The organism is Prevotella sp. C0026C3, from assembly GCF_056590795.1.
Genome location: NZ_JBWPWW010000001.1, coordinates 269,742 through 292,963, shown reverse-complemented (window position 1 = coordinate 292,963; position 23,222 = coordinate 269,742). Strand labels below are relative to the sequence as shown.

At 42.0% G+C, this 23,222-nt stretch carries 21 protein-coding genes and 3 pseudogenes; 10 read left to right on the top strand and 14 right to left on the bottom strand.

Features of this window, described 5'->3' with window-relative positions; genetic code table 11:
• Nucleotides 1-248: 248 nt before the first annotated feature.
• From dnaG to AC1EK4_RS01140, 4 genes and pseudogenes are all read right to left on the bottom strand, one after another.
• Nucleotides 249-2,330: pseudogene (gene dnaG / locus AC1EK4_RS01155) on the bottom strand (DNA primase); the annotation flags it as partial.
• Between the two features lies 1 nt (nt 2,331).
• Complete coding sequence (locus AC1EK4_RS01150; RefSeq protein WP_480356697.1) at nt 2,332-2,742, bottom strand: XRE family transcriptional regulator; 411 nt, start codon at nt 2,740-2,742, stop codon at nt 2,332-2,334.
• Nucleotides 2,743-3,088: 346 nt separating this feature from the next.
• Nucleotides 3,089-3,352 carry a 4-hydroxybenzoyl-CoA thioesterase gene (locus tag AC1EK4_RS01145; protein WP_480356695.1) on the bottom strand — a complete coding sequence of 88 codons (264 nt, stop codon included), beginning with the start codon at nt 3,350-3,352 and terminating at the stop codon, nt 3,089-3,091.
• Nucleotides 3,353-3,470: 118 nt separating this feature from the next.
• Complete coding sequence (locus tag AC1EK4_RS01140) at nt 3,471-3,674, bottom strand: hypothetical protein (RefSeq protein ID WP_480356694.1); 204 nt, start codon at nt 3,672-3,674, stop codon at nt 3,471-3,473.
• Nucleotides 3,675-3,832: 158 nt separating this feature from the next.
• Between AC1EK4_RS01140 and AC1EK4_RS01135 the strand changes: the two genes are divergently transcribed.
• The 6 genes from AC1EK4_RS01135 to AC1EK4_RS01110 all read left to right on the top strand — a co-directional run bounded on the left by AC1EK4_RS01135 (nt 3,833) and on the right by AC1EK4_RS01110 (nt 8,261).
• On the top strand, nt 3,833-4,177 hold the full coding sequence (locus tag AC1EK4_RS01135) for a helix-turn-helix domain-containing protein (RefSeq protein ID WP_480356693.1): 345 nt from the start codon (nt 3,833-3,835) through the stop codon (nt 4,175-4,177).
• Nucleotides 4,178-4,214: 37 nt separating this feature from the next.
• The gene (locus AC1EK4_RS01130) at nt 4,215-4,628 is read left to right on the top strand and encodes a hypothetical protein (protein ID WP_480356691.1); all 414 of its coding nucleotides are present in this window, start codon (nt 4,215-4,217) and stop codon (nt 4,626-4,628) included.
• An 8-nt stretch (nt 4,629-4,636) separates the two neighbouring features.
• The gene (locus AC1EK4_RS01125) at nt 4,637-4,987 is read left to right on the top strand and encodes a helix-turn-helix domain-containing protein (RefSeq protein ID WP_480356689.1); all 351 of its coding nucleotides are present in this window, start codon (nt 4,637-4,639) and stop codon (nt 4,985-4,987) included.
• Nucleotides 4,988-5,784: 797 nt separating this feature from the next.
• Nucleotides 5,785-6,279 (top strand): DUF4251 domain-containing protein, encoded by a 495-nt coding sequence (locus tag AC1EK4_RS01120; RefSeq protein WP_052052805.1) that lies wholly within the window; start codon nt 5,785-5,787, stop codon nt 6,277-6,279.
• Nucleotides 6,280-6,298: 19 nt separating this feature from the next.
• Nucleotides 6,299-7,426 (top strand): energy transducer TonB, encoded by a 1,128-nt coding sequence (locus AC1EK4_RS01115; RefSeq protein WP_480356687.1) that lies wholly within the window; start codon nt 6,299-6,301, stop codon nt 7,424-7,426.
• A gap of 328 nt (nt 7,427-7,754) precedes the next feature.
• A complete protein-coding gene (locus tag AC1EK4_RS01110; RefSeq protein WP_036896692.1) occupies nt 7,755-8,261 on the top strand; it encodes a toxin-antitoxin system YwqK family antitoxin in 507 nt (168 codons plus the stop codon).
• A 112-nt stretch (nt 8,262-8,373) separates the two neighbouring features.
• On the opposite strand, the gene AC1EK4_RS01105 is transcribed toward AC1EK4_RS01110, so the two are convergent.
• The 8 genes and pseudogenes from AC1EK4_RS01105 to AC1EK4_RS01070 all read right to left on the bottom strand — a co-directional run bounded on the left by AC1EK4_RS01105 (nt 8,374) and on the right by AC1EK4_RS01070 (nt 15,599).
• A complete protein-coding gene (locus AC1EK4_RS01105) occupies nt 8,374-9,126 on the bottom strand; it encodes an exodeoxyribonuclease III (RefSeq protein WP_036896734.1) in 753 nt (250 codons plus the stop codon).
• An 11-nt stretch (nt 9,127-9,137) separates the two neighbouring features.
• Nucleotides 9,138-9,761, bottom strand: a complete 624-nt coding sequence (locus AC1EK4_RS01100; protein WP_480356685.1) for a hypothetical protein — start codon at nt 9,759-9,761, stop codon at nt 9,138-9,140.
• A gap of 68 nt (nt 9,762-9,829) precedes the next feature.
• Nucleotides 9,830-10,423, bottom strand: coding sequence for a GTP cyclohydrolase I FolE (gene folE, locus AC1EK4_RS01095; protein ID WP_036896690.1), 594 nt, complete (start codon nt 10,421-10,423; stop codon nt 9,830-9,832).
• 56 nt (nt 10,424-10,479) lie between these two features.
• Nucleotides 10,480-11,151: an SPOR domain-containing protein gene (locus tag AC1EK4_RS01090; protein WP_062432550.1), complete on the bottom strand. Its 672-nt coding sequence runs from the start codon at nt 11,149-11,151 to the stop codon at nt 10,480-10,482.
• An 87-nt stretch (nt 11,152-11,238) separates the two neighbouring features.
• Nucleotides 11,239-13,320, bottom strand: coding sequence for a BT_3928 family protein (locus AC1EK4_RS01085; RefSeq protein ID WP_480356682.1), 2,082 nt, complete (start codon nt 13,318-13,320; stop codon nt 11,239-11,241).
• Between the two features lie 9 nt (nt 13,321-13,329).
• Entirely contained in the window at nt 13,330-13,872 is a 543-nt protein-coding gene (locus AC1EK4_RS01080; protein WP_036896688.1) for a DUF1599 domain-containing protein, read from the bottom strand.
• A 187-nt stretch (nt 13,873-14,059) separates the two neighbouring features.
• Nucleotides 14,060-15,104 (bottom strand): annotated as a pseudogene (locus tag AC1EK4_RS01075) (Fic family protein).
• 81 nt (nt 15,105-15,185) lie between these two features.
• Entirely contained in the window at nt 15,186-15,599 is a 414-nt protein-coding gene (locus AC1EK4_RS01070) for a hypothetical protein (RefSeq protein WP_036896687.1), read from the bottom strand.
• A gap of 124 nt (nt 15,600-15,723) precedes the next feature.
• Here AC1EK4_RS01070 and AC1EK4_RS01065 point away from each other — a divergent pair, with 124 nt between their 5' ends.
• Nucleotides 15,724-17,787 carry a family 20 glycosylhydrolase gene (locus AC1EK4_RS01065; RefSeq protein WP_480356680.1) on the top strand — a complete coding sequence of 688 codons (2,064 nt, stop codon included), beginning with the start codon at nt 15,724-15,726 and terminating at the stop codon, nt 17,785-17,787.
• Between the two features lie 153 nt (nt 17,788-17,940).
• Here AC1EK4_RS01065 and AC1EK4_RS01060 read toward each other — a convergent pair.
• Nucleotides 17,941-18,135, bottom strand: a pseudogene (locus tag AC1EK4_RS01060) (MmcQ/YjbR family DNA-binding protein); the annotation flags it as partial.
• A gap of 190 nt (nt 18,136-18,325) precedes the next feature.
• Nucleotides 18,326-19,771 carry an ATP-binding protein gene (locus tag AC1EK4_RS01055; RefSeq protein WP_036896685.1) on the bottom strand — a complete coding sequence of 482 codons (1,446 nt, stop codon included), beginning with the start codon at nt 19,769-19,771 and terminating at the stop codon, nt 18,326-18,328.
• 185 nt (nt 19,772-19,956) lie between these two features.
• Between AC1EK4_RS01055 and AC1EK4_RS01050 the strand changes: the two genes are divergently transcribed.
• From AC1EK4_RS01050 to AC1EK4_RS01040, 3 genes are all read left to right on the top strand, one after another.
• The gene (locus AC1EK4_RS01050) at nt 19,957-20,403 is read left to right on the top strand and encodes a DUF6078 family protein (RefSeq protein ID WP_052052802.1); all 447 of its coding nucleotides are present in this window, start codon (nt 19,957-19,959) and stop codon (nt 20,401-20,403) included.
• Nucleotides 20,404-20,818: 415 nt separating this feature from the next.
• Nucleotides 20,819-21,721 (top strand): patatin-like phospholipase family protein, encoded by a 903-nt coding sequence (locus tag AC1EK4_RS01045; protein ID WP_036896684.1) that lies wholly within the window; start codon nt 20,819-20,821, stop codon nt 21,719-21,721.
• Between the two features lie 34 nt (nt 21,722-21,755).
• Entirely contained in the window at nt 21,756-23,183 is a 1,428-nt protein-coding gene (locus AC1EK4_RS01040) for a CCA tRNA nucleotidyltransferase (RefSeq protein ID WP_480356678.1), read from the top strand.
• The last annotated feature ends 39 nt before the right edge of the window (nt 23,184-23,222 follow it).

The window sequence follows — 23,222 nt, the reverse complement described above, 5'->3', positions numbered from 1 at the left end:
GAAGCACTGCCGGTACACGTAGAGAAATCAAGGCAATTGGAACTTCTCTAAAGCTTTTCTTATCCCGAACTCGCGTATAAATAATAGTTTTATGTTTTTAATGCCGACCAGGGCAGTAACACAAAACTACAAAATGACCCTAAAAAACTAGCGTTTCAAAGGGTCATTCTTATTTTGGCGAGGTGGGTCTCATTATTTTAACCTTACTGGGTCTAAAATACTTGCCAGCGTGGGTCAAATTAGTGTGGCTTTTCCAGCTCAAAGTCATCAGAGAAAATGTGAAGCAATGGAGTCATGAAGAAGTCGGCGACTTGTGTCATGCCATTGCCGTTTTTATTCCGGAACATATAACATACAGGCTCGCTCTTCTTGTTCAAACGTGGATAATACCCACATTCTCTCCACATTTTGCGATACTCTTCATTCTCAGAAACATAGTCGGGTGGCTCGTTGACATCGAACTCCTCGTCATCAAGATTGTCTGTTTGCATGCTTACCTTCATCGCAGACTTCCTCTTTTGAACAAAAGGCTTTCTAATCTCGTCAAACTGCCCCTTAGTGAGTTTCAGAATTTGGCAATAATGGTTACGGTTTACCGTGATGACTGTATCCTGGGCATAAGAGGTAAGCTCAATGCATCGAGAGATGAGTGGTACCCTGTCTCCGGAGAAGGTTTCAAGGAACTTACCATGGAGGCTGATGTAGTAATCAACAAACGAGCCAGTCGAATCGTTGTAGGTCATCAGAATATTGATGCCAGAGCGGAACATTTCTGTAAGTGTGCTTAGATAGTCGCTTTCCACGCCGTCTGCATTAATGCTACAGCCTGTTTCTGATGATGCAAAATAGCAATAAAGACGGCGTAGCTCCTGAATATCGTTGCTGGATGGGCGACCAGCGATGTAGACGATAGGTTCTTCTCCATAACCGTCAAGGAACTCCTGCATAACCGAGGTTAGAATACCAGGGCGATCGCTTTCAATGTTCTCCTTGAGCGCATCAATACCGAAGATACCCGACTGTGTCTTTGTTTGGGGCAATGCTTCCTTTACCTTGGCACGTAGCCCTCTGACCTTATCGTCAATTATACTGATTTTACTTTTGAAATCGACTGCAATGGACTTGATATACTCCAATCTCAGAGCTGCGTCCTGAACGTAAGCAACAAGCGAACATATCGTATTCAGGCAATCGGCAATAACAGTCTCGTCCTTGCAGCCGTGAGGTATCATCATTCTCTTGAAAGCTTTGGGGAACGGCTCTGTCAGTTCCTTGAGCTTATCCAGTGTTGCATCTCCATTCGCTTTAGCAAATTCGTCGGGGTCGGTTCCTTTTGGAAGGCGTATACATTTTACTTTTGCACCGGCTTTCAGTAGAAGTTCGCTGTTCTTCAGCGAAGCTTTGACACCTGCAGCATCTGCATCATAGATCATGATGATGGAATCTGTGAAGCGGAGGAGTAGTTTAATCTGATCATCGGTGAACGCTGTTCCACTTCCCCCGATAACATTCTCTACTCCTACTTTATGAAGAGACATCACATCAAACTGACCTTCTACAAGATAGGCATAGCCCTTTTTACCTATTGCTTTTCGTGCTTGATAAAGCCCGAAGATGTGTTTACCTTTAGTGAATAGATGTGTTTCTCCTGTATTGATGTATTTACCAACTCCCTCTTTGGGTATTACGATACGCCCCGAAAAACCAATGACGTGTCCTTGAATATCATAGAAAGGAAATATCAGTCTATCACGGAATCGATCATAAGTTCTTCCGTCTGCAGAACCGACAACATCGACTTCTTTTAAGCGTTCTAAAGAGTAGCCGGCAGAGGTTAGTGTTGTTAAGCATAAATTCCCTGCTGGTGCATAGCCTATTCCGAAATCAACTAAGACCTTATCATCGAGCCGATAACCTCTCTTGTTTAGAAACGATTCTGCTTGTAAAAGATTTTTTTGATAAAACTTTGCTGCAGCATCCACAGCAATACGCTGTGATTCTATTTGTTTGTAGCGTGCTTCTTCCTCCGGAGTCATTTCTTTCTCGGGGAACTCTAATCCAGCTTGTACTGTACACCATCTTAGAGCTTCTACAAATGTAATGTTCAAATGATGTTGAACGAAGGATATGACATCTCCGCTTGCTCCGCATACGAAGCAATGGTAAGTTTGCCTTGATGGACTTACCACCATCGACGGGGTATGATCATCATGAAACGGACAGACTCCTTTGTAGTTAACACCTACTTTTTGCAAGTGTGTAAAGGATTCGACCACATTAACGATGTTCAATGCCGATTTTACCTTTTCGATAAAATTCTTATCAACCATATTATTTTTCCTCTATTTCCTCAAATAACTCTAATTGTCTGGACTCCATCGCTTCTTGAATTGTAACACCGAGATAGGTTGCTACTGCGGTATATTCAGCTCCCGTAATAGCTTTCCGGCCAAAATATAAGTCCCACCATCTGCGTTGGCCGATGCCTGTCTCTTTGTAGAAAGCCCGTGTTGGCGTGAAGTCTTCCGGATGTCTGAATTTGATTTTCAGCATTGCTAATAGTAGATTTCTTTTTATCCGGGAGTGTGGAGCCAGCCGGTGGCGTAGCAAGTAGAGTCTTACAGACATAATGCTGCGTCCGAGGTCTACAGACATATCCTCTAACGAAACCTTGCCAAGGTTTTTCTGAATATATTCAGCCTCTTTTGCAGTCCAGCGCTTATTCTTTCCATTATTTTTCATGCCTCATTATATTATTGAATTCTCTATCAAATCTCCAAATCCGGGCGCGGTCCATTTTATCTACATAACCAAAATTGCATCGGACATAAGCTTTCAATGCTTCATGTAATAGCTGTAGTTCAGACTCACTCAATTCGTTAATAGAGATTATTCCTCTTCTGTCCTTGTCAATGTACATCTCTTATAATAAACCGCTTGCATATTTCTTCGGTAACTCTTCTTCTTATGAATTTTCGCTCCGTCGGTGACAGTTTTACTGTTTTCGGGAGTTTCACGTAGTACGAAATCGTCTTAATTCCGTATTTGCGCTTGAGAACTTTCCGTGTTTTCCTTATACTTGTCATAATTAATCAAAAGTAAGGTCATATAATTTATTTCGATTAAGAGGGTATCCTTTCACACTTTCTAATACGCCATCCTCATTGGGTGTAAGATACACTTCTTGCTCTAGACTGGTAGTGAAAGCGCGACCGTGTTCATCCCATACGATTCCTTTGCTACCTTGGTGCGCAATGACTAGGCGGACATCAGAGTGTCTTAGTTTCATCTCATCGATAACGATACCTACATTTAATGCAGTAATAGCCGTTTCAAAGTCTTTTACTTTCATAAGTTTGTTGTTTTAGATTCACATTCTTTTTTAAGTGAGTATTGAATGTATCTTTTTAGTTTAAGGCAATATAATCCGTTGATACAGTTGCGGTGGAATTCGCAGCTTTGACACTCACTTATTGGCATAGTGAGAAATCTGTATCACATATTTTACTCAATAGTTTTATTTCTAGCAGGGAAAAACTCTTTCTTTTTATTTTGGAAAACCATGCAGGATAACTTAACATCGTTTCTTTGAGAAAGGAATTTCTAATTTCCCTCTTTTTTTTCAAATCCAAGGTTTGATAAAACAGAATAAACTTTTCAACTTTTTCTTCCATAATCTTGCATTATATAAAACTTATAATCATATTTATATTGCAAATATACAATAGTATTTAATATAATACAAGTTTTTATTGTTGTATATACAAATGAGTTTAATCATATTAACGTATTAAATCAGATTCAATCACTAATTTTACAATAATTAATAAGTATGATAAAGTTATCGGAAAAAATTGTTGAAAACCTGCGTAAAATCAGGAACGAACGTAATTTAACGCAAGCAGCATTAGCTATGTTTGCTGGTTTGGACGAATCGCAAATGAGCCGAATAATGAAAGGTGAACTTAATCTTTCAATAGATAGGCTTGAAGGAATTGCAAGAGGGTTGAGGATGTCTCCCGTTGACATTATCACATATCCAGAAATTTATGTGCGCAAGACCTCTCATGAGGAAGATGTAGAGGCAGTGCTCATGATTAAATTAAAGGAAAGTAAAAGAAAGCAAGTTTTGAAATCTGTGTTTGGCAGGGAGGATATCGAAATATTAAATGAATAATGCTTAATGACATTAGTGGATAATTAATATTTAAGATATGAGATTTTTTGGAAAAACTAATGATGGGCAAATAGGAAATTTCGTTAAAAAAGTGATGGGGGACTTAGCTTGTGATACGAAATTATATTCACAGTTCTTGGTGGCTATTGATAAACGTGGACATCTTGTCATTGATAGCCAGTATAGTCTAATAGAATGGAGTGAGGCACGGCAAGCTATTATTGTTCTGTTCAGAGATAGAGATTGTTCCATTCGTCACATCGATGAAAATTATAGAGTTCATAAACAATATATAGGTAGGAAAGGTTTTCGAATTTGCGTAAATGATTGGGATAATTTAGAACTGTGTCTGTATCGGAATGTGAATCTGTTTGATTCTAGAATATTAAATAGCAGTAACTTTCCGCAAGAAATGAAGGGCATGTGGGCGGATTATCTAAGTTATATTTAGTTTAGGTTATGAAGACAATAACAGACCGTATTAAAGATATACTAGACAATGATGGGCATACAGTCAGTACATTTGCTCGAAAGTTGGGGATATCATGGAGTTCGGCAAATAATATCGTCTCCGGAAGAAATGCACCTAACTACGAAACCATGGTCAAAATCATAGAAAAATTTAATAATATTGATGCGAACTGGCTTGTAATGGGACAGAAGAGTATGGATGCACAAAAGGATAAAAAGCTGTATGCTATAATTGAGAAGCAACAGAAAACTATCGAGAATCAGCAAAAAACAATTGATAGATTGACTGCAGAATTAGTACAAGATTTGTCTTCTAAAAAAGTAGCGGATGTCGTATAATCAAAGAGATATGGATTTTGTCGACTCGGTGAAAACTCGGTGAAATAATGTGTGTTTAATAGAAAAACCCTATTGATTATCAATGAGTTATGACGGAAGAAGTGACAATCGTAAATCCAGTAATCCCGACTTCATTTTAAGTAAAAAGGGACTGTCTGACAGTCCCTTTTTCTTTTTTATCTTCCTAATTTTTCATTCCTAGGTCATAACAGCTTACCCTTAATAAGAATCTGTAGGAGTATTACATATTGTGTTCGCAATCAAATTATGGTTATCAACTGTATTCATTCTTACTTGTAAATCTTGCAATTAACTTCCCACTATCAGCTTGCTCATCAGTTTTTTGCTATATATTTCATATCATAATGAAAGTTGTAAATCCCCACTTTCCACTCCTAACTCTTCACTCTAAGTGTGTTGCAGGGGCTTTTCAAGCTTGTTGCATGAACTAGGCAGCGATGTTGTAGAGCCGAAGCAAGGATGTTGCGGAGCCATAGCAGTAGTTTGAGAGTGAAGAATAGTGGAGTGAGAGGTGAAGTGCTTGTAAATGAAAGTCGATGAAGTTAAAGGTTAAGTAATTATTGGCTGCTGGGTGATATATATAGTGCCACATTGTTTTTAATTTTTATTGTTTTATCAGATGTAAAGATCGAGGCGATTTTTTGTTGTTATAAACATTAATATATATCTTTGTGGGAGTGGGTATAGATGTGAGAATGATACGTATGGATGTGCTTAATTTGTCCTTATGGAGTCACGGAAGACCCACAAATTGTTAAATTTAAAATGATATACGTATGATGAAGAAATTATATTTGATGACCTTTGTGGCGATGTTGTTGGTTTCGTGCGGTACGCCAAGGACTGCGGAAGAGAAGGTGGTGTTGCGACAGCGCACGGCACAGCAGGTGGAACAGGCTTTGAACGATCGCCATTATACCATTACGGTGGACTATATGCAGCCGGCCGTGGGACCGAGTCGCCGATTGGATTTCGGATATAGCTTAACGGTCAAGGGGGATACGCTTCATTCTTATCTGCCTTATTTTGGGCGTGCTTACAACATACCTTATGGTGGAGGGAAGGGACTTAACTTTGTAGCTCAGATTGTGGGATATACCGAACGAGAGGTGAAAAGGGGGCTGAAAGAGATTGTGATTGATACGGATAATAAGGAAGACCAATTGCAATATGTGTTGTCAGTGTTTGACAATGGCAGCGCGTCGATAATGGCTTATGCCCGTCAACGCGACAGGATAGGCTTTACGGGTAATATGGAACTGGATAAATAACTTGGAAATAGATAGATAAATGAAGCGAATTGCCATGGTGTGTGGGCTACTTTTATTCGCAGTTGCCACATTCTCTCAAAACTCTGCTACCCGATATTTGATAAGTTACGATCGCCAACACATGTTTCTTAGACATGGACAAGAGATGAACGTGGTGGATATGGAATTGGAATGGCCGCATTTGCTCAATGGTGAGCGATCCGATTCGTTGCAAGCCAAACTTTGCAGGATAGCTTTTGGACAATATGCAGGAAGCGTAGAACAGAGCAGAAAGGCTTTCCTGAATCGATTAGGGCAGCCGGTAGTAGGGCAGTTGGATTCGCTTCCCGATGACCGGAAATTTTGTTATGTGCGTTGTAAAGTGCAACAGCTAGGTTTCTCACCCGAACGTTTTATCTCGTTCCGTGTGGAATATGATTGTCAGCCAGAGGCACTCTCATCGCAGAAAGCTGAAAGTAGGATTCGCTTCATTACTTACGATATGACTGCACACGAGGTGATGGAAGAGAGTGATATGATGGATTTGGGCGCATTGATGAACGATTCTTATAACTATTCAACACTGTTGCGATATCTGTCGCGTGGCGCTCGGACTTCGCTTCAAGGTGAGATCGAGGCTTCATCGGTGCTGGGGCCGGCACTGAGTGGCGAGCATTCGGCTGTGTTCGAAGTGTTCTATAATAATGGTGCTGATAGTTTTTTGAGTGATATTCCCTATGAGGTTTTGCGCGGGGCGATGAAACGTCGAGTGAAGAAAATGATGAAAGCTACGACTCAGCCAGTCGCTCTTGTCGATAATTTGGAATTTAACGACGGAATAGATGATTCACTTACGATTTGTAAGCAGCCCGATGTGCAACCCACATATAAAAATGGTAAAGCAGACCTTTTGGACTATTTTTCAACGCAATTTGTAATACCTGAGCGTGGAAAGTTGGAGGGAAAGTGTGGTAGGGTAGTGGCTAGATTCGTGGTAGAATGCGATGGTAGCTTGTCTCATCTGGCTATCGTAAGTCCTTCTTCGCCCTCGGTAGATAGAGCACTTATAGAGAGTTTACGTCAAATGTATGGTTGGAAATCTGCTCAGAAAGATGGGCAAAATGTTCGCACAGAGTACGTACTTCCAGTAAGATTGATGACTCAATGATATATTTTGGATGAAAATTGAAACAAGAAGTATCGAAAAGATAGGTATGGTAGGTACTTGATGAGTGTAAAAAACATGTTTTAGGAGCGTAAAAGTGTCATATTGTAATTTAGAAGGTGTTTTAAGGGGTGGTTTGTGTAATATGGCTTTACAAACTGTAAGTATAATCTTGAAAAACTAAAAGTTTTAAACTGAAAGCATAGGGAAATATTTCAGTTAAAAAAGAGGGTTGATTTTTGTGCAAAATAGTGTTAAAATCAAAAGCTTAAATGATATTTCTTGTATATATTTGCAATAGAAAAATCGAGACCTATTAAACTTTTGACTTATGAAACGTACCCTTTTGATAACCGCAATGGTAATGATGGCCATCTCTAGTTTTGGCCGTAAGCATATTGAAAATGCTACAGTTGTAGCCGATACTATTTTCTATGCAGAGAATATGTTGCACGTTACAAGTAGCGAACAAGCTAGTTATTATCGTTTGTTGATGACTGCCGGAACGGGCTTGAAAAAACAAGAAGTGTTCCAAGACTTCTATATGAACGGAACATTGAAGGCTGAGGGTGGTTATAGCTTTATAGATCTTGGCAACGATAAGAATACCGTACTGAACGGTGAAGTTACCACTTATTATAAGAATGGTAATGAAAAGTGGCATGGAAAGTTTGTAAATGGTAAGCGCGAAGGATACTTCACATTGCAGATGCGCGATGGTAGTATTGCCGTAGTAGAGTTTGCTGATGGTGTTTCAAAGCACAGTTACTTCACTGTAACTCGCCAAGACGGAACGATGGAAAAGCGCTCTTTGAATGAAATAAAATCTCTCTTATAAATAAATATAAAAGTCTCTATTATAATACTAAAAAAGGAGTCTGCTTCGTGAGAAGCGGACTCCTTTGTCTTTTTGTATATATCAAAGAATGGATATTGCTTGTTTGTATTACTTAATCGTTGAGAACGAGCTCTACGGGACAGTGATCGGAACCAAAGATGTCGGTATGTATTTTGGCATCTGAGATACGGTCGCGCAACCGTTCGGATGCAAGGAAATAGTCAATACGCCACCCTGTGTTGCGTTCGCGAGCTTTGAAACGATACGACCACCAACTGTAAGTGATTTGTTCAGGATAGAGTGTGCGGAAAGTATCGATGAATCCTTTGGCCAATAAGGCTGTCATCTTCTCGCGTTCTTCGTCGGTGAAGCCTGCATTACGATGATTGGTCTTAGGATTTTTGAGGTCTATCTCTTCGTGAGCTACATTCATATCACCACAAACAATAACGGGTTTACGTGCGTCGAGTGCCTGTAGATACTTTGAAAATTCGTCCTCCCACTGCATGCGATAATCTAAACGGCGTAGCTCGTCTTGTGAGTTGGGGGTATAAACGGTAACTAAGAAGAAGTCGGCATACTCTAGTGTGATGACGCGCCCTTCGTGGTCGTGTTCGTCGATACCCATGCCATAAGCCACATTGAGTGGCTTATGCTTGGTATAGATGGCCGTACCGGAGTATCCTTTCTTGTCGGCATAGTTCCAATACGATTCATATCCCTCGAATTGTAAGTCTAGCTGACCGGCTTGCATCTTTGTTTCTTGCAAGCAAAAGAAGTCGGCATCAAGTGCTTTGAAGTCGGCTTCAAAGTTCTTACCTACACAGGCACGTAGCCCATTTACATTCCATGAGATGAATTTCAGCATGTTATATTTTATTTCTTGCCTTTGAATCGCAATGGTAAATTGACGTCGTAGGTGCTATTGCCAACTTTGATGCTCTTGATAAGAAGCGTACATCCGAATTGATTTTGGAAAGATTCGCATATCGGGTATAAAACAACTTGTTTGAAAGTTAATTGGTTGGCGTACTCAATAGTTACATTCTTTGAACCGGCAGAGAATGTGGTAGTAGTCGGAATTATTATAAATTGATAATATCCTTTATTAAAGAATTGGGTAGAATAAGTTGCTGGTGTACGTACATTGGCCTTAATTGTGAAAGTCTTTGCTTGATTTACAAGTGTGCTATCGTCGCTTGTAATATACTTGCTGATGGCTTTTGTGGGGATGTTGGGGATAATAATGGTAGAATCAATTGCTGCTCTTATCATGATATCCATAGAATCCGGCTTGCTCTCAGAGATGTTTTTGTAAGAATACACTTTTCCTTTATAATTGCCAGATAAGGCAGTTATCATTGTGGTTTTCTCTGTAGGAGTGAGTTTTTTGTAATTGTTGGAATCGTCATTGTTATCAGAACCCAAACAAGAAGTAAAAGAAGCTGTTGCCAAAAGAGCACAGCACATCAAGGTAAATAAACTTTTAAAATTTTTCATGTGATAAGTTTTTTAATTCGTTATGTGTATAAAACGATATGAAAAGGAGAATCTTGCATGTGGAATTGTTAAATTCTCTTAGATTCTCCACGCAATAAATTCATAAATTCCTCGCGCGTCTTAGCCTGATTGAAAGCCCCGCTGAAATCGCTGGTAGTCGTAATTGAGTTTTGCTTTTCGACACCGCGCATTTGCATACACATGTGTTTGGCCTCGATGACGACCATCACTCCGAGTGGATGCAGGGTGTTTTGGATGCAGTCTTTAATCTGTTGTGTCAAGCGTTCTTGCACTTGTAAGCGATGACTAAAGATGTCTACGACGCGTGCAATCTTGCTAAGTCCGGTAATATATCCATCGGGAATATAAGCAACATGCACTTTCCCATAGAATGGAAGCATATGATGTTCGCACATAGAAAAGAAATCAATGTCCTTCACAATGACCATTTGGTTGTACTTCTCAGCAAAAAGAGCGTCAGTTAATACCTTGTGTGGATCTTGCGAATAGCCTCTCGTGAGTACTTGCATGGCCTTTGCCACGCGCATAGGAGTCTTCTCTAATCCCTCGCGTTCGGTGTCTTCGCCAAGGAGTTTCAGTATAGCTTGGTAGTGTGATGCGAGTTCTTCCAGTCCCTCACGAAATTCAATTTCAGGATTCATTCTATTTGTTTCGTATATGATAGAGTGGCTTATAGCCGGTATATTCTATTGTAATGTTAGTCTTGTACGGTAATCTTACCACGTACAATGGTTGCTTGCTTGTAGCCCATCTTGCGAAGATTCTGCAACATTTGGACTGCTTCTTGCATGCTTCGATAGTTACCGATGCGGCAAATCCATCGTGGTGAGTAGAAATGTACATAGACCGGTTGGTCTGGATAAGCCATTTTGATGGCGTTACCTATTTGTTGAGCGCGTTGTTTGTCGGCTCTGGAGTTACCTCCGGAGAATGCTTGTACCCTGTACCCATTCACCTTATAACTTCTCACCATTACTTTCTTACGTAAGTCTACGGTCGGTGTTTCTGTTTCATCATAACCCTCTTCTGTTGTCTTTTGAGGATTAACAGCAGTCTTTTGAGTTGTCGGTGTAGCCTCTTTGTGAGCTGGTTCGCGCTTGGTAGAGTCACCGTTATGTTGTTGGGTGGTAGGGGTAGGGTGCTCGGTGGGCTTCGTTTCCTTGGTCTTAGGATCTATTTGTGGCTTGGTACCATTCTGTTGAGTCTTGCTACCATTCACCAATTCGTCTATCTCCTTACTTTGTTTGACAGACACGGTGCCTTGTCCTGGAACTTTCTTTTGTAGTTGTTCGAGGAATGTTTGGGCGCTGATGGTCGCAAACGGACACATGACCAATATCAATAGAGCGACGAATTTATTTCTAATCATGTCGATTTAAATAGGGAAAGAAAGGCGGAGAAAGACTCTTTCTGTAAGGAATGAGTCTTCTCCTTCCATTCTTCAATGATTTATTTCTTATTTCTTCCAAGCGTCAATAATGCCTTTGAAGTCAGCGCATTTCAATGCTGCGCCACCAATCAAACCACCATCAATGTCGGGTTTAGCGAATAGTTCGGGTGCATTGCTAGCCTTGCAGCTGCCACCATAGAGGATAGAAGTCTCGTCGGCAATCTTCTCTCCGTATTTAGCAGCGACTGCTGAGCGGATGAATGCGTGGATTTCTTCAGCCTGATCTGATGTAGCTGTCTTGCCGGTACCGATAGCCCAAATTGGCTCATAAGCAATGATGATGTTCTTAAATTCTTCTTCTGACAAGTTGAATACAGAACCTTCGAGTTCAGCCTTTACTACTTCGTTCTGCTTATTAGCTTCGCGCTCTTCCAAAGTCTCACCGATACAGAAGATAACCTTCAAACCGTTCTTCAGTGCCAACAATACTTTCTCCTTCAAGATCTCCGGAGTTTCATTGTAATATTGACGACGCTCAGAGTGGCCAAGGATTACATATTGAGCACCGGTACTCTTTACCATCTCAGCAGAAACCTCACCAGTGAAAGCTCCCTTTTCCTTGTCAGCGCAGTTTTCTGCACCAAGTCCGATGGTATTGCTGTCCAAAATGCCGGCTACGGTAGCCAAGTGGATAAATGGAGTACAGATAACAACATCACAGTTTGGCTTGTCTGCTGCCAAAGCTTCGTTGAGTTCTTTAGCCAAAGCTACGCCGTCTTGCAGGTTCATGTTCATTTTCCAGTTGCCTGCTACAATTTTCTTTCTCATTTTACTATTCTTTTTATTAAAGAGTTGAACAATATGTTTCTTTTCTTTCAGTTCTTTTGCTCTCACCCATCTACTCCAAGCCCAAAGGCGATCGGCCAAGGTCAAGAGTGTCAGTGGCAGCACAAAACAGAGTATGATCTTCAATATGTCACCGGCAATCGTATTGTCCGACATCTTGCCAATTTCGGTTTGAGCGAGTGGTTTCTTCAGTTCCTCATCCTTAGGCAGCCTGTTGTGGCTCCACTTTCGGATGATAGTACCATCCTTAATAAGTACCAATCCCGGATTACTACGGATGATGGTTTTCAACGTAGTTTCGTCTGTAGTACAGAACGGATACTCAGCTCCGGTCATATCTTCCCAATGGCTGATGGCTATACTGTCGCTTGCGGTCAGTCCATAGAATGGTATACCATAGTTTTGAGCATATTCGTAAACCTGATTTATGTCTCCGAAATTCCCATCGTCAGCCACTTCCAAATGGGGAGATATAAGTAGGAAGGTGTAACCTTTGTTGGTAAGAACCTGTCGGGTAATATCTTCGCCCGTGCTATTGAGCTGGATGGAGAAGTCGTGGATGGGTGGAATATAGCCTTTCTCTGTTTGTACCGTTTTGCTATCCACGAACGTCCACGTTGAATCAGGATAGTTGTCAAGTGTGAACTCACGCGTCTTTCCATTCTTCTGAAGCAGGAATGTTGTCTCAAATTTCGGTTGCTTGGCTCCTTGCGGAATCTCCATTCCTTTCAGAATGTTAGCTCCTACATGATAAGGACGGAAGTCGAATTGGGGTAAATCGTAAAGACTATACCCACTTGAGATAATAATAAACAGCACCGTATAGTTGATGACAATCCACTGATTGCTCTTCGAGATGAATCGCATTTGGCGCAATGGCCATATCGCTATAATGATGGCTGCAGCCAACAGCACTATATTTTTGAGCAATGTTTGTGTGTTCGACAGGATGATGGCGTCGCCGAAGCAACCGCAATCTTTTATCGGGTCGGTCACAACTATCCATATTGTAATAACTGTCATGATACTCATGAACAGTATAACAATCTTAGAGATGACGCGACGACGAATAGCGAACAGCATGAAAATGCCCAATGAGAACTCCAATGCCGCTAATCCTACCGATGTGAAGAGTGTCAACCAGTCTGGCAATACGTCCACCAATCCTATCGCACTTAGGTAATCTTGTATCTTATATTGGGTGCCGATGGGGTCAATGGCTTTCACATAACCCGAAAAGATAAATGTAAATGCAAGCAGCAATCTACATAGGTTGGTGAGGATGGTTTTCAGTCTGTCCACTTCTTCTGCTTATTCCGCTAATTTGATGGCTCCAAATACAGCGTAATTGATGATGTCCATGTAGTTGGCATCAATACCTTCCGACACGAGAGTTTCGCCTCCTATGTCCTCAATCTCTTTGACACGTTCTATCTTTGTCAGTATGAAGTCGGTGTAACTGCTAGTGCGCATGTCTCTCCAAGCTTCGTCGTAGTCGTGGTTCTTCTTCAACATGAGATTCAAAGCTTCCTCTGCATGTCGGTCATAGAGAGCCAAAGCGTCTGTTGGTGTCATATCAATGGAATCGGCAAATCCTTTTTCCAACTGTATTAAACCGATGATACCATAGTTGATAAGTGCCACAAATTCCGTCCTGATACCATCGCCTACGCGTGATTCTTTCTTGATTTCAAGCGAGCGAATGCGCTTGGCTTTGATAAAAAGTTGGTCGGTGAGAGAGGATGGACGCAATATACGCCATGAAGCTCCATAGTCATGTAGCTTCTTTTCGAACAGTGTGCGGCATTCGCGCATGATGTTCTTGAACTGTTCTTCCGTGTTGGAATGACTCATGAATCCTAAAATTTTCGCCTGCAAATTTAATGAATTCCACCGAGAAAAGCAAATAATTAATATATAAGGTGTCAAACTTTCAAGTGAGAAAGTTTGGGAGTCAAGAAGAGTTGATTATGTTATAGCCTGTTGAAAGTTGGTAGATGGGGGTGTTTTCTTATTGCGTTTAGTGCAAGAGATGGTTTTGTTATTCTATGGATTTGACTTTCCATCGTCTGGTTTTGTCACTACCTACGTGTTCAATGATGCCGAGTTGACGGAATTTTTGTAGATGTTTCTCTATAGCACGTTGGCTTATTCCTATTTGTTGGGCTATTTCCGAACTTGTTAATATAGAGTTTTTGGCAATGAGAAGAAGCGTCTGTTTTTCGTTTACACCGAACTTTACACCGAACTTTACACCGAACTTTTTGCCAAATCTAGCTTCAAATTCCTCGTTGATGTATTTTCTTTGTTCTCTACTCTTATTAATAGGTTGTCCTTGTTGAGACTTTAATGTTTTCAAGATTTCATCAAGCATAAATTCAATGAAAGGTGTGCTGTTGGCATTATCATTGGCTGTTGCTATAGCTTTATAGTACTGTTCTTGGTTGGAATAAACGATATTCTCCACAGGTAGATGAGCAAAGAGGGGATGTAATTTTGATAGTATGAGCGATTGCCACAATCTACCAGTTCGTCCATTGCCATCACTAAAAGGATGGATAAACTCAAATTCGTAGTGAAATACGCAGGAACGGATGAGTAGATGGTCTTGAGCGGTTTTTAACCAAGCAAAAAGATCGTTTATTAGGTATGGAACTCTATCGGCAGGTGGGGCAATGTACACAACGCCCGGTTCTGAAAAAAACTCCTACACCGCCTCGTCGGAAGTGTCCAGCATCATCAGTCTATGCCATCATCATCGTGCTGTGAGTACGTAACAAATCATTGACTTCGAATGGATTTAATTGATCAAGTAACTCATATGTAGCCAAAGCGTTCTTCACTTCTTGTATTTGTCGGAGGGGAGCCACCACCGTTTTTCCCTCAACAATGTCTTTTACTTCGTTCTCTGAAAGGGTGTTGCCCTCAATAGCTAGCGAACTGTGAATTGTCTTTATACGATTTGCCTTACGCAAATGTAGGCTATCGTTTTGCTCCAGCCTAATGGCATATCGCTCAATTTGGGCTGATATGTCAGCTATTTGGTTGACTATCTTTGCTGTGATGGTGAACGGTGGTGTGTACATGTCCAATCAAATGGTTCTGATTAGGGACTTCTGATAATTTCGGATTGCTTCGGTTGTTTCCAATAACTTCCTTGAAAGTTTCTATTTCTCAGCCCTTTGTTTTATCCGAATCATTCGTACGACACCGCACATAGCTTCGTAGCGGGCTTGTAGTGAATCACGCTTGACGCCTAATTTGTTGCGTTCGGCAATGGTAGCAGAGGTTTGGACGAGGGCAATGGTGGCTTGTAGGGCTGAGTCGGTTTGGGCGATTTCGGTTTGGGCAAGCTTCAATGAAGCTTCTTGCCAAACTTTGAGAGCATGTTTGCGCGACTCAATAGCCATAGGATAAGTTCTGCGTAACGACTCAATGGAGTCGAGTACATCGGCATACTTACCTTGTGCATACAGGGAATCTATCGACTGTACCAGCGCAGCCGCCTTTTCATCTTCGGTTGGTGCACACGAAACCAACCATATTGTGATAATCAATAGTATATTGAGTTGCTTCTTCATCTCCGGTCTATTAGTTAGATGACAAATATACGCATTTTTCTTTCAATAGCAAAAAAGCCTACTATACTTTTCCTTTTTCTCATTTTTCTTTAACTTTGTGACCGTCTAATCCAAATGAGTTGTCATGAAATACCTGATACATCGAATTTTCTTGAAGTTGCTATTGCTTACAATATTCTTGCCGTTGTCGGTTTCTGCCGACATCATCCATCTCATGCCAACCCCTCATTCACTGCAAAGGGTGAGGGGACAATTCTCGCTTCATCGCTCTATATCCATCGTGATGCCCGATAGTGTGGCTATCGTTGGTGGACCGCGTGTGGCAGCAGAGTTGTCCGAGTTGGTCGTTGAAGGTGGTGGAAAGGTTGTTGCTAAGGCTCATGCTACCATTGTTGTGCGGATGGTCGCATCGGTTCGTGGTGCTCGATTCCAAGAAGAAGCTTATCATTTGACGGTCAATCCGAATACGATAATGATAGAGGCTGCGACTCGTTTGGGTGCTTTGCGTGCAGCACAGACGCTCCGTCAGTTGGCCGAAGGACGTCGTGGGTCTATAGCCGGTTGCGATATTACAGACTGGGCTGCCTTTCGAGTGCGGGGTTACATGCATGATATCGGGCGCAGTTATATCCCTTTCGAGCGACTTAAAGAAGAGGTTGTGGCCTTGGCTCGCTACAAAGTGAACGTATTCCAGTGGCATCTCACCGATAATCAAGGTTGGCGATTGCAGAGCGATATTTATCCTCAGTTGAATGCCGATTCTAGTTTTACGCGGTTTCCCGGTCAATATTATACCAAGGCACAAGTTCGTGAACTTGTTACCTTGGCATCTTCTTATGGTATCACGGTTATTCCCGAACTTGATATGCCCGGTCATAGCGAGGCCTTTCGTCGTGCTATGGGGCATAGTATGGTCACGGTGGAGGGACTGAATGAATTGAAGAATCTGCTAACAGAGGCTTCCGAGACTTTCAGTGGTACCCCATGGATGCACATAGGAACAGACGAATATCGTGTTGCCGATAAGCCTCTGGCCGGGCAACATGCATTGGATTTGAACACCTTTGTAAGTGAAATCGTAGCCCATCTCAAGTCGCTTGGTCGCAAAGTAATGGCATGGAGTCCCGGTGTGGGGGATAAGTCGGTGCTCAATATGACACAGATGTGGAGTGGGCGAGGCCGACCTACTCCCGGCGTACCGGCCATTGACTCTCGTTATCACTACATTAATCACTTCGATACGTATGCCGATTTAGCCTTGCTTTATGGTTCTACTATTGCCGAACAACAGGAGGGGAGTGCACAGTATGCCGGTGTTATCATGGGGATGTGGAACGATAGGCTGATGCCTAGCTATGAATCTATCATTACGCAGAACAATTTTTATGCCTCTATGTTGGCTGCTGCCGAGCGTGGATGGCTTGGTGGAGGAAAAGGTTATTTCACAAACAAAGGGGTAAGACTGTCTGTTGCCGACACCGATTTCTTCGATTGGGAACGTCGGTTCCTTTATCATAAGGCGCATTTTCTACAAGGTAAGCCTATCAACTATGTGAAACAAACTAACGTGAAATGGCTTATTACCGACGCTTTTCCTAATAATGGTGATTTAACAATGAAGTTTCCACCAGAGACCGAAGAACTGAAATCTTCTTATACTTATCAAGGAAAGGTTTATGGTACGCATTCTGCGCTGGGCGCTACGGTGTTTTTGCGACATTATTGGGGAGAGAAGATGGTGCCCGGATTCTTTGAACATCCGCAATCCAATACTACCGCGTACGCCTATACCTATGTTTATTCGCCCGTGAAGCAGATGGCTGGTGCACAGATAGAGTTCTACAATTACGGTCGTAGTGAGGCTGATGTAGCGCCACGACAGGGTAAATGGGATTATAGAGAGAGTCGTATTTGGGTGAACGACGCGGAGATAACCCCACCCAAATGGCAGAATACCTACACCGAACGTACGAATGAACGTCCGTTACTCAATGAGAATTTCAGCGCTCGGAAGCCTATTGGCATCTCACTCAACAAGGGTTGGAACAAGATACTCATCAAGTTGCCCAATAACGGATTTGAGGCTACTTCTGCCACTCGCCTTGCTAAGTGGATGTTTACCTTTGTCTTGACTAATCAGGAGGGTACGTGCGCACTTGATAATGTAATCTATTCGCCTACGCGCTAATTTTTCTCTAGTTCCATTCTTATCTTTTTGGGTAGCGAATGAACTACCAATTGGTAAGATCCTGCGATACAATCGGTCACCAATTCGGGGGGGTAATAGGTCTAGATAGAGGTCGTTCCAATGTTTCTTGTTCATGTGATACGCCGGTTTGACACCATCGTATTGTTCGCGCAACTCCTGTCCGTGTTCCGGCTTTAGTTTAACGGCAATGCGTGGTTCGGGTGTATCCAGTTCTATCAGCATGAACCATTTACCCTCGATACGGAACGAAATCCATCGCTCGGCAAACAATTCTTCTGTCACTCCTTTGTGTTGTAGCGCGACCAATCGTGCTTCTTCTATGTCCATTGTGAGACGTTGGTTTTCATTGAATGATGTTATTGGCAAAGATAATAAATACTAGAAATATATCCAAAATGTGAGATAGTAGGACTCGATTCTTGTGTGTAAAAGTACTGATATGATTTACTTTGCAAATAAGAATACTCTGATAATCAGTAGATTATGGTGTTATTTGATTTGTTTTGCAAATAAGAACTTAAACATAATATGGAACATATGTGGCATATTTTTTAGAAGTTATACTTTCGTCTGATACTTTTATCAAGTGCGCTTCTAATGTATCTGATATGATACGTGATGCTACGGCAGATTTATTCTTATCCAATCCAAATCTTTCTCTTACTGATAAGTTGTTGATAGGATTGTTTGATTCGTATGAGAGACAGGCATGCTGATAGCACGCCATAACCTTCTCTTGCTTGGTCATATCTGATATTCTCTTTCTCGGATAGAGGAATATGCGTGTGTATAGTGCGTTTTTTGTGAATTTAACAGCAGGTAGAAGCATCTGTTCTATGGCTTCAACGGCACGGTCTATACCACTTCCGCGACGCTCGCAATATCTCAGGAAGAACATCGCTTGGGCGAGTTGTTCATTTCGGGATAGTGGAGGCATATCTATTAATCGATTAATATCTCCAAGTGGGGATCCCGGATTTGTTATTACAATTCTGTCTTTAAATATTTCAATAGTTACAGCCATGCCCGGTATAGAGAAATCTTGATGGACCAACGCATTGGCAATAAACTCCCTAATGGCTATCAGTGGATATGTCGGTTGCAGTATTCGAGCCACTTTTATGTTCTCTGTGGAGGAGTGCTTCATTACATAGTCAATTAATCCATCGAAGCCAATAGCATATCCATATGTTCCGATTTGCTCATGAAGTAGTTTTAAATTGTTATTGCCCTCGTATATCCTCACAATTACCGAATGGCTACTAAGCTCTTCAAAGTCTTTTATATCATTGGCGAATAGCAAAGCTCCAAGATTAGTGATATCCCACTTTCCTGCGTCTAGAGATTCTGTACAATACCCTAAGGTTACAAGTAATTCCATCACAATCTGCGTGTTGTTTGGGATTGTTTTGTCCAAAATCTGATACAATTTCCTATAGTTGAGCAGGGTGAGGACTTGCTTTACTGTCAGATTTTGCTTTGCATGTCTTTTCTCAAACGGAGTTCCTTGTGAGTCTGCTATGAGGGATTTGATTTGTGACCTCGACATCTTGATGGTTGAACCTGCTGAACGTGTATATGCATCAAACATATTTGACCCCTTTTTGTGGATGGGCTTATCTGATTGCTCAGGGATATAAATGAATAGCATAGAGTGTTCTTGATAAGTTAAGACTGCATGTTCTATACTAATAGACGATGACAGATTGTTGTGTGCAATATTTCCTAATTTCTGGATAATGTTGTCAATATCTGTTTTAGTGAGTGGCGTAAAACTTCCATCATTATTGATTCCAAATACCAATATCCCTCCTCCTTTGTAATTAGAGAAAGCACAAAGGTGTTCAGCAAGTCTTTCTGTTTTTGTAGACAAAGCGCATTTCCAATCAAGTTCATTCAATTCCGTTGGAATAGGATATAAACTGTCTTCTAATAATGTTATGGCTTTTTTCTTCCAATCCATGATATTGCGGCTTTCAAGTGTATATGTTCTTTCTTTGCAAAGATAAATTTATTATTTGTAAAAACGATATATGGTGTGATTTAATATTCAAAACGTCTCTTTCATGTATCGCACATTGTATGCAGCAAGGGGTTGCAATAGGTGTGCAAAGAGGTTAACTTTGCATCGACTAATAAACAAATGATATGAAAACTACAACAAATCAAAGACCGGCAGACTATGTTGTTTGCATGCTCACCGAGGGCAAATGCGCCTTGAGCGCGTCTTGCCTGCGGAGCAAGATGTTTGCTGCGAACGTGGATGAGAAGCAAACTTACATGCACATGTTAAATCCCTATGCACTTGCCGATGGCTTAAGTGGAACGCCATGCACGTATTATCGCTCGGCGCAGAAGCAACAGTTGGCTCGTGGTATGTTGCACATTTTCGACAATGTACCTCGAAAAATCTATCCCGAAGTGCGTAGAGCGGTAATGGATTGCTTCTCTTCCTACCGGCAATTCTATTATTGCCGAAAGGGTGAAAAACTAATTTCTCCATCTGCCCAAAATGCTGTTATGGAGGTGTTTAAACGTTATCGACTCGATACGGAGCATCTTTTCGATGCTTATGAGGAAGGATTCGACTGGTAATGGGAATGCTCTTGGATTGCTGCTAAGTTGAGTCAGCATCGCTGTTGGGATGACTCAGCGATGCTGAAACGGCTTGGCAGCATTGTTGCCTTGCTCTTGCAGTTGGGTAGTAGACAAAATGATGCGTTGACAAGTAGACAATGATGAAATTCTATTTTGATATGATTTCGAGATGAGATGTGGATAATGGTGGGGTGTAAACATTGGTGTTATTTGGCTGCGGACGCGACATGTCGCGTCCCTACAATGCTTATGTGTAGCTACCTGTATGTGTGCTTGGCGGTAATTATCGGAAATTTGGATATGTGAAATCCCAGTTCCTTACCTCCCTTTTATGTATTATTAGCTGTAAAAAGGCGGTATCAAGCATCTTTTTCATTATTTTTGTAATGATGAAACAGGAAGGACTACTAGCATGAAGATATTGAATCGTATAAGGAAATGGTTCTCGTGCCGGTCCGACGAGCGCCGAGTGGCATTGGTCTTATCGGGTGGTGGAGCTCGTGGATTGGCTCATATTGGAGCAATAGACGAGTTGGTGAGTCGCGGATATACCATTACATCAATAGCAGGAACATCGATAGGGGCACTTATAGGTGGTCTTTGGGCGGCCGGACAGTTGGATGCTCTGCGACAAGAACTTACCAACTTGGATCGCAGACGTATCCTTTCGCTCATGGGTATCTCGCTGGGGTTGGATCATGTGGCGACCGGTGAGAAACTGATGATGGCGTTGGAAGCGTTGGTAGGCGATCGTAAAATAGAAGATTTACCGATTAAGTTCTGTTGTGTGGCAAGCGATATAGTGTCGGGACGAGAAATGGTTTTTAACGAAGGCTCGCTGCTCCAAGCTATCCGTGCATCTATTTCCATTCCCGGATTCTTTAGTCCGGTGATAGATGGAGAGCGTGTATTGGTAGATGGCAGTGTACATAATACGTTGCCGCTCGACCGCGTGATGCGCCAAGAGGGTGATTTATTAGTGGCTGTTAACGTCAGTGCGCCCGATGATGAACCGTATGTTTGTTATCTAAAACCGCAGTGCGAACGGCATAGTTCTTTAGAATTTGCAATCCGTTCGCACTTTCCTTTCAATAAGATAAAATTCTCTGAGAACTATTTTAATATGGCTTTGCGGGTGGCACGGCTGACGATTCAGAATAATACTCAGATGGCTTTGCGACTCACGCCGCCCGATTTGTATGTCCAATTACCCATGTGCCGCTACAGTTTATTCGATTATGACAAGGCCGAGGAAATCATTGCTTACGGCCGAGAAGAGATGGGTAGAAAGTTAGATGAATTAGAAAAAAAATAGTAACTTTGCATCCCAATAAGACTAAAATATAAGAATGAGGAATCTTACTGATGCCGATTTGGCTCAATTACTCGATCAAGATATATTCCATCAAATTTCGTTAGCAGCCGATTCTCTCCACATGGAGTGTTATGTGGTGGGCGGATACGTGCGCGATTTGTTTTTAGAGCGCCCATCAAATGATATTGATGTGGTGGTCGTGGGCAGTGGTATACAGGTGGCTGACGCCTTGAAGAAGCAGTTGGGCAGGAAAGCTCATCTCTCGGTGTTCCGTAATTTCGGTACGGCACAGGTAAAATTCCGCGACATGGAAGTGGAGTTTGTGGGGGCACGAAAGGAAAGTTATAGCCACGACTCGCGCAAACCGGTGGTGGAGGACGGTACGTTGGAAGACGATCAGAACCGTCGCGACTTCACCATCAATGCTATGGCCGTGTGTCTGAATGCTGATAGATTTGGCGAATTGGTAGATCCTTTCGATGGACTTTTGGATATGGAAGATGGCATAATCCGCACGCCGCTCGACCCGGATATTACGTTTTCGGATGACCCCTTGCGCATGATGCGCTGTATTCGATTCGCCACACAGCTTAATTTTTTTATCGAAGATGAGACGTTTGAGGCGTTGGAGCGCAATGCCGATCGCATTAAGATTGTCAGCGGTGAACGCATTGCTGATGAGATGAACAAAATCATGATGACGAAGACGCCCAGTAAAGGCTTCGTCGACTTGCATCGTTGCGGACTGTTGAAGCTTATTTTGCCAGAATTAGCAGCCATGGATGTGGTGGATGTACGCAATGGTCGTGCTCATAAGAACAATTTCTATCACACGTTGGAAGTGCTCGATAATATCTGTAAACATACTGATAACCTGTGGTTACGGTGGTCGGCGCTATTCCATGACGTAGGTAAACCGCGCAGTAAACGATGGGATAACGTGGCCGGATGGACGTTCCATAACCATAATTATATAGGAGCGAAGATGATACCTACCATTTTTCGTCGCATGAAATTGCCGATGGATGCGAAGATGAAGTTCGTAGAAAAGATGGTAGACTTGCACATGCGCCCCATAGCCATAGCCGATGACGAGGTGACCGACAGTGCTGTACGTCGCTTGATGAACGATGCCGGAGACGATATAGACTCGCTGATGACCCTTTGTGAAGCTGATATTACGAGCAAAAACCAGCAGCGCAAGCAGCGATTCCTCGACAATTTCCGTATTGTACGTGAGAAGTTGGTCGACTTACAGGAGCGTGATTACAAGCGATTGTTGCAACCGGTGATAGATGGTAACGAGATTATGGAGATGTTCCATCTGCGTCCTTCGCGAGAAGTTGGGGCATTGAAGCAAGCGTTGAAAGACGCTGTACTGGACAATAAGGTGCCTAACGAGCGTGAGCCTTTGTTGGAGTTGCTGCGTAAGAAGGCTGCCTCTATGGGACTGACCGTTTGATCGTATTCAGAATATAAGTTTCCCTTATAATCTTTGTTA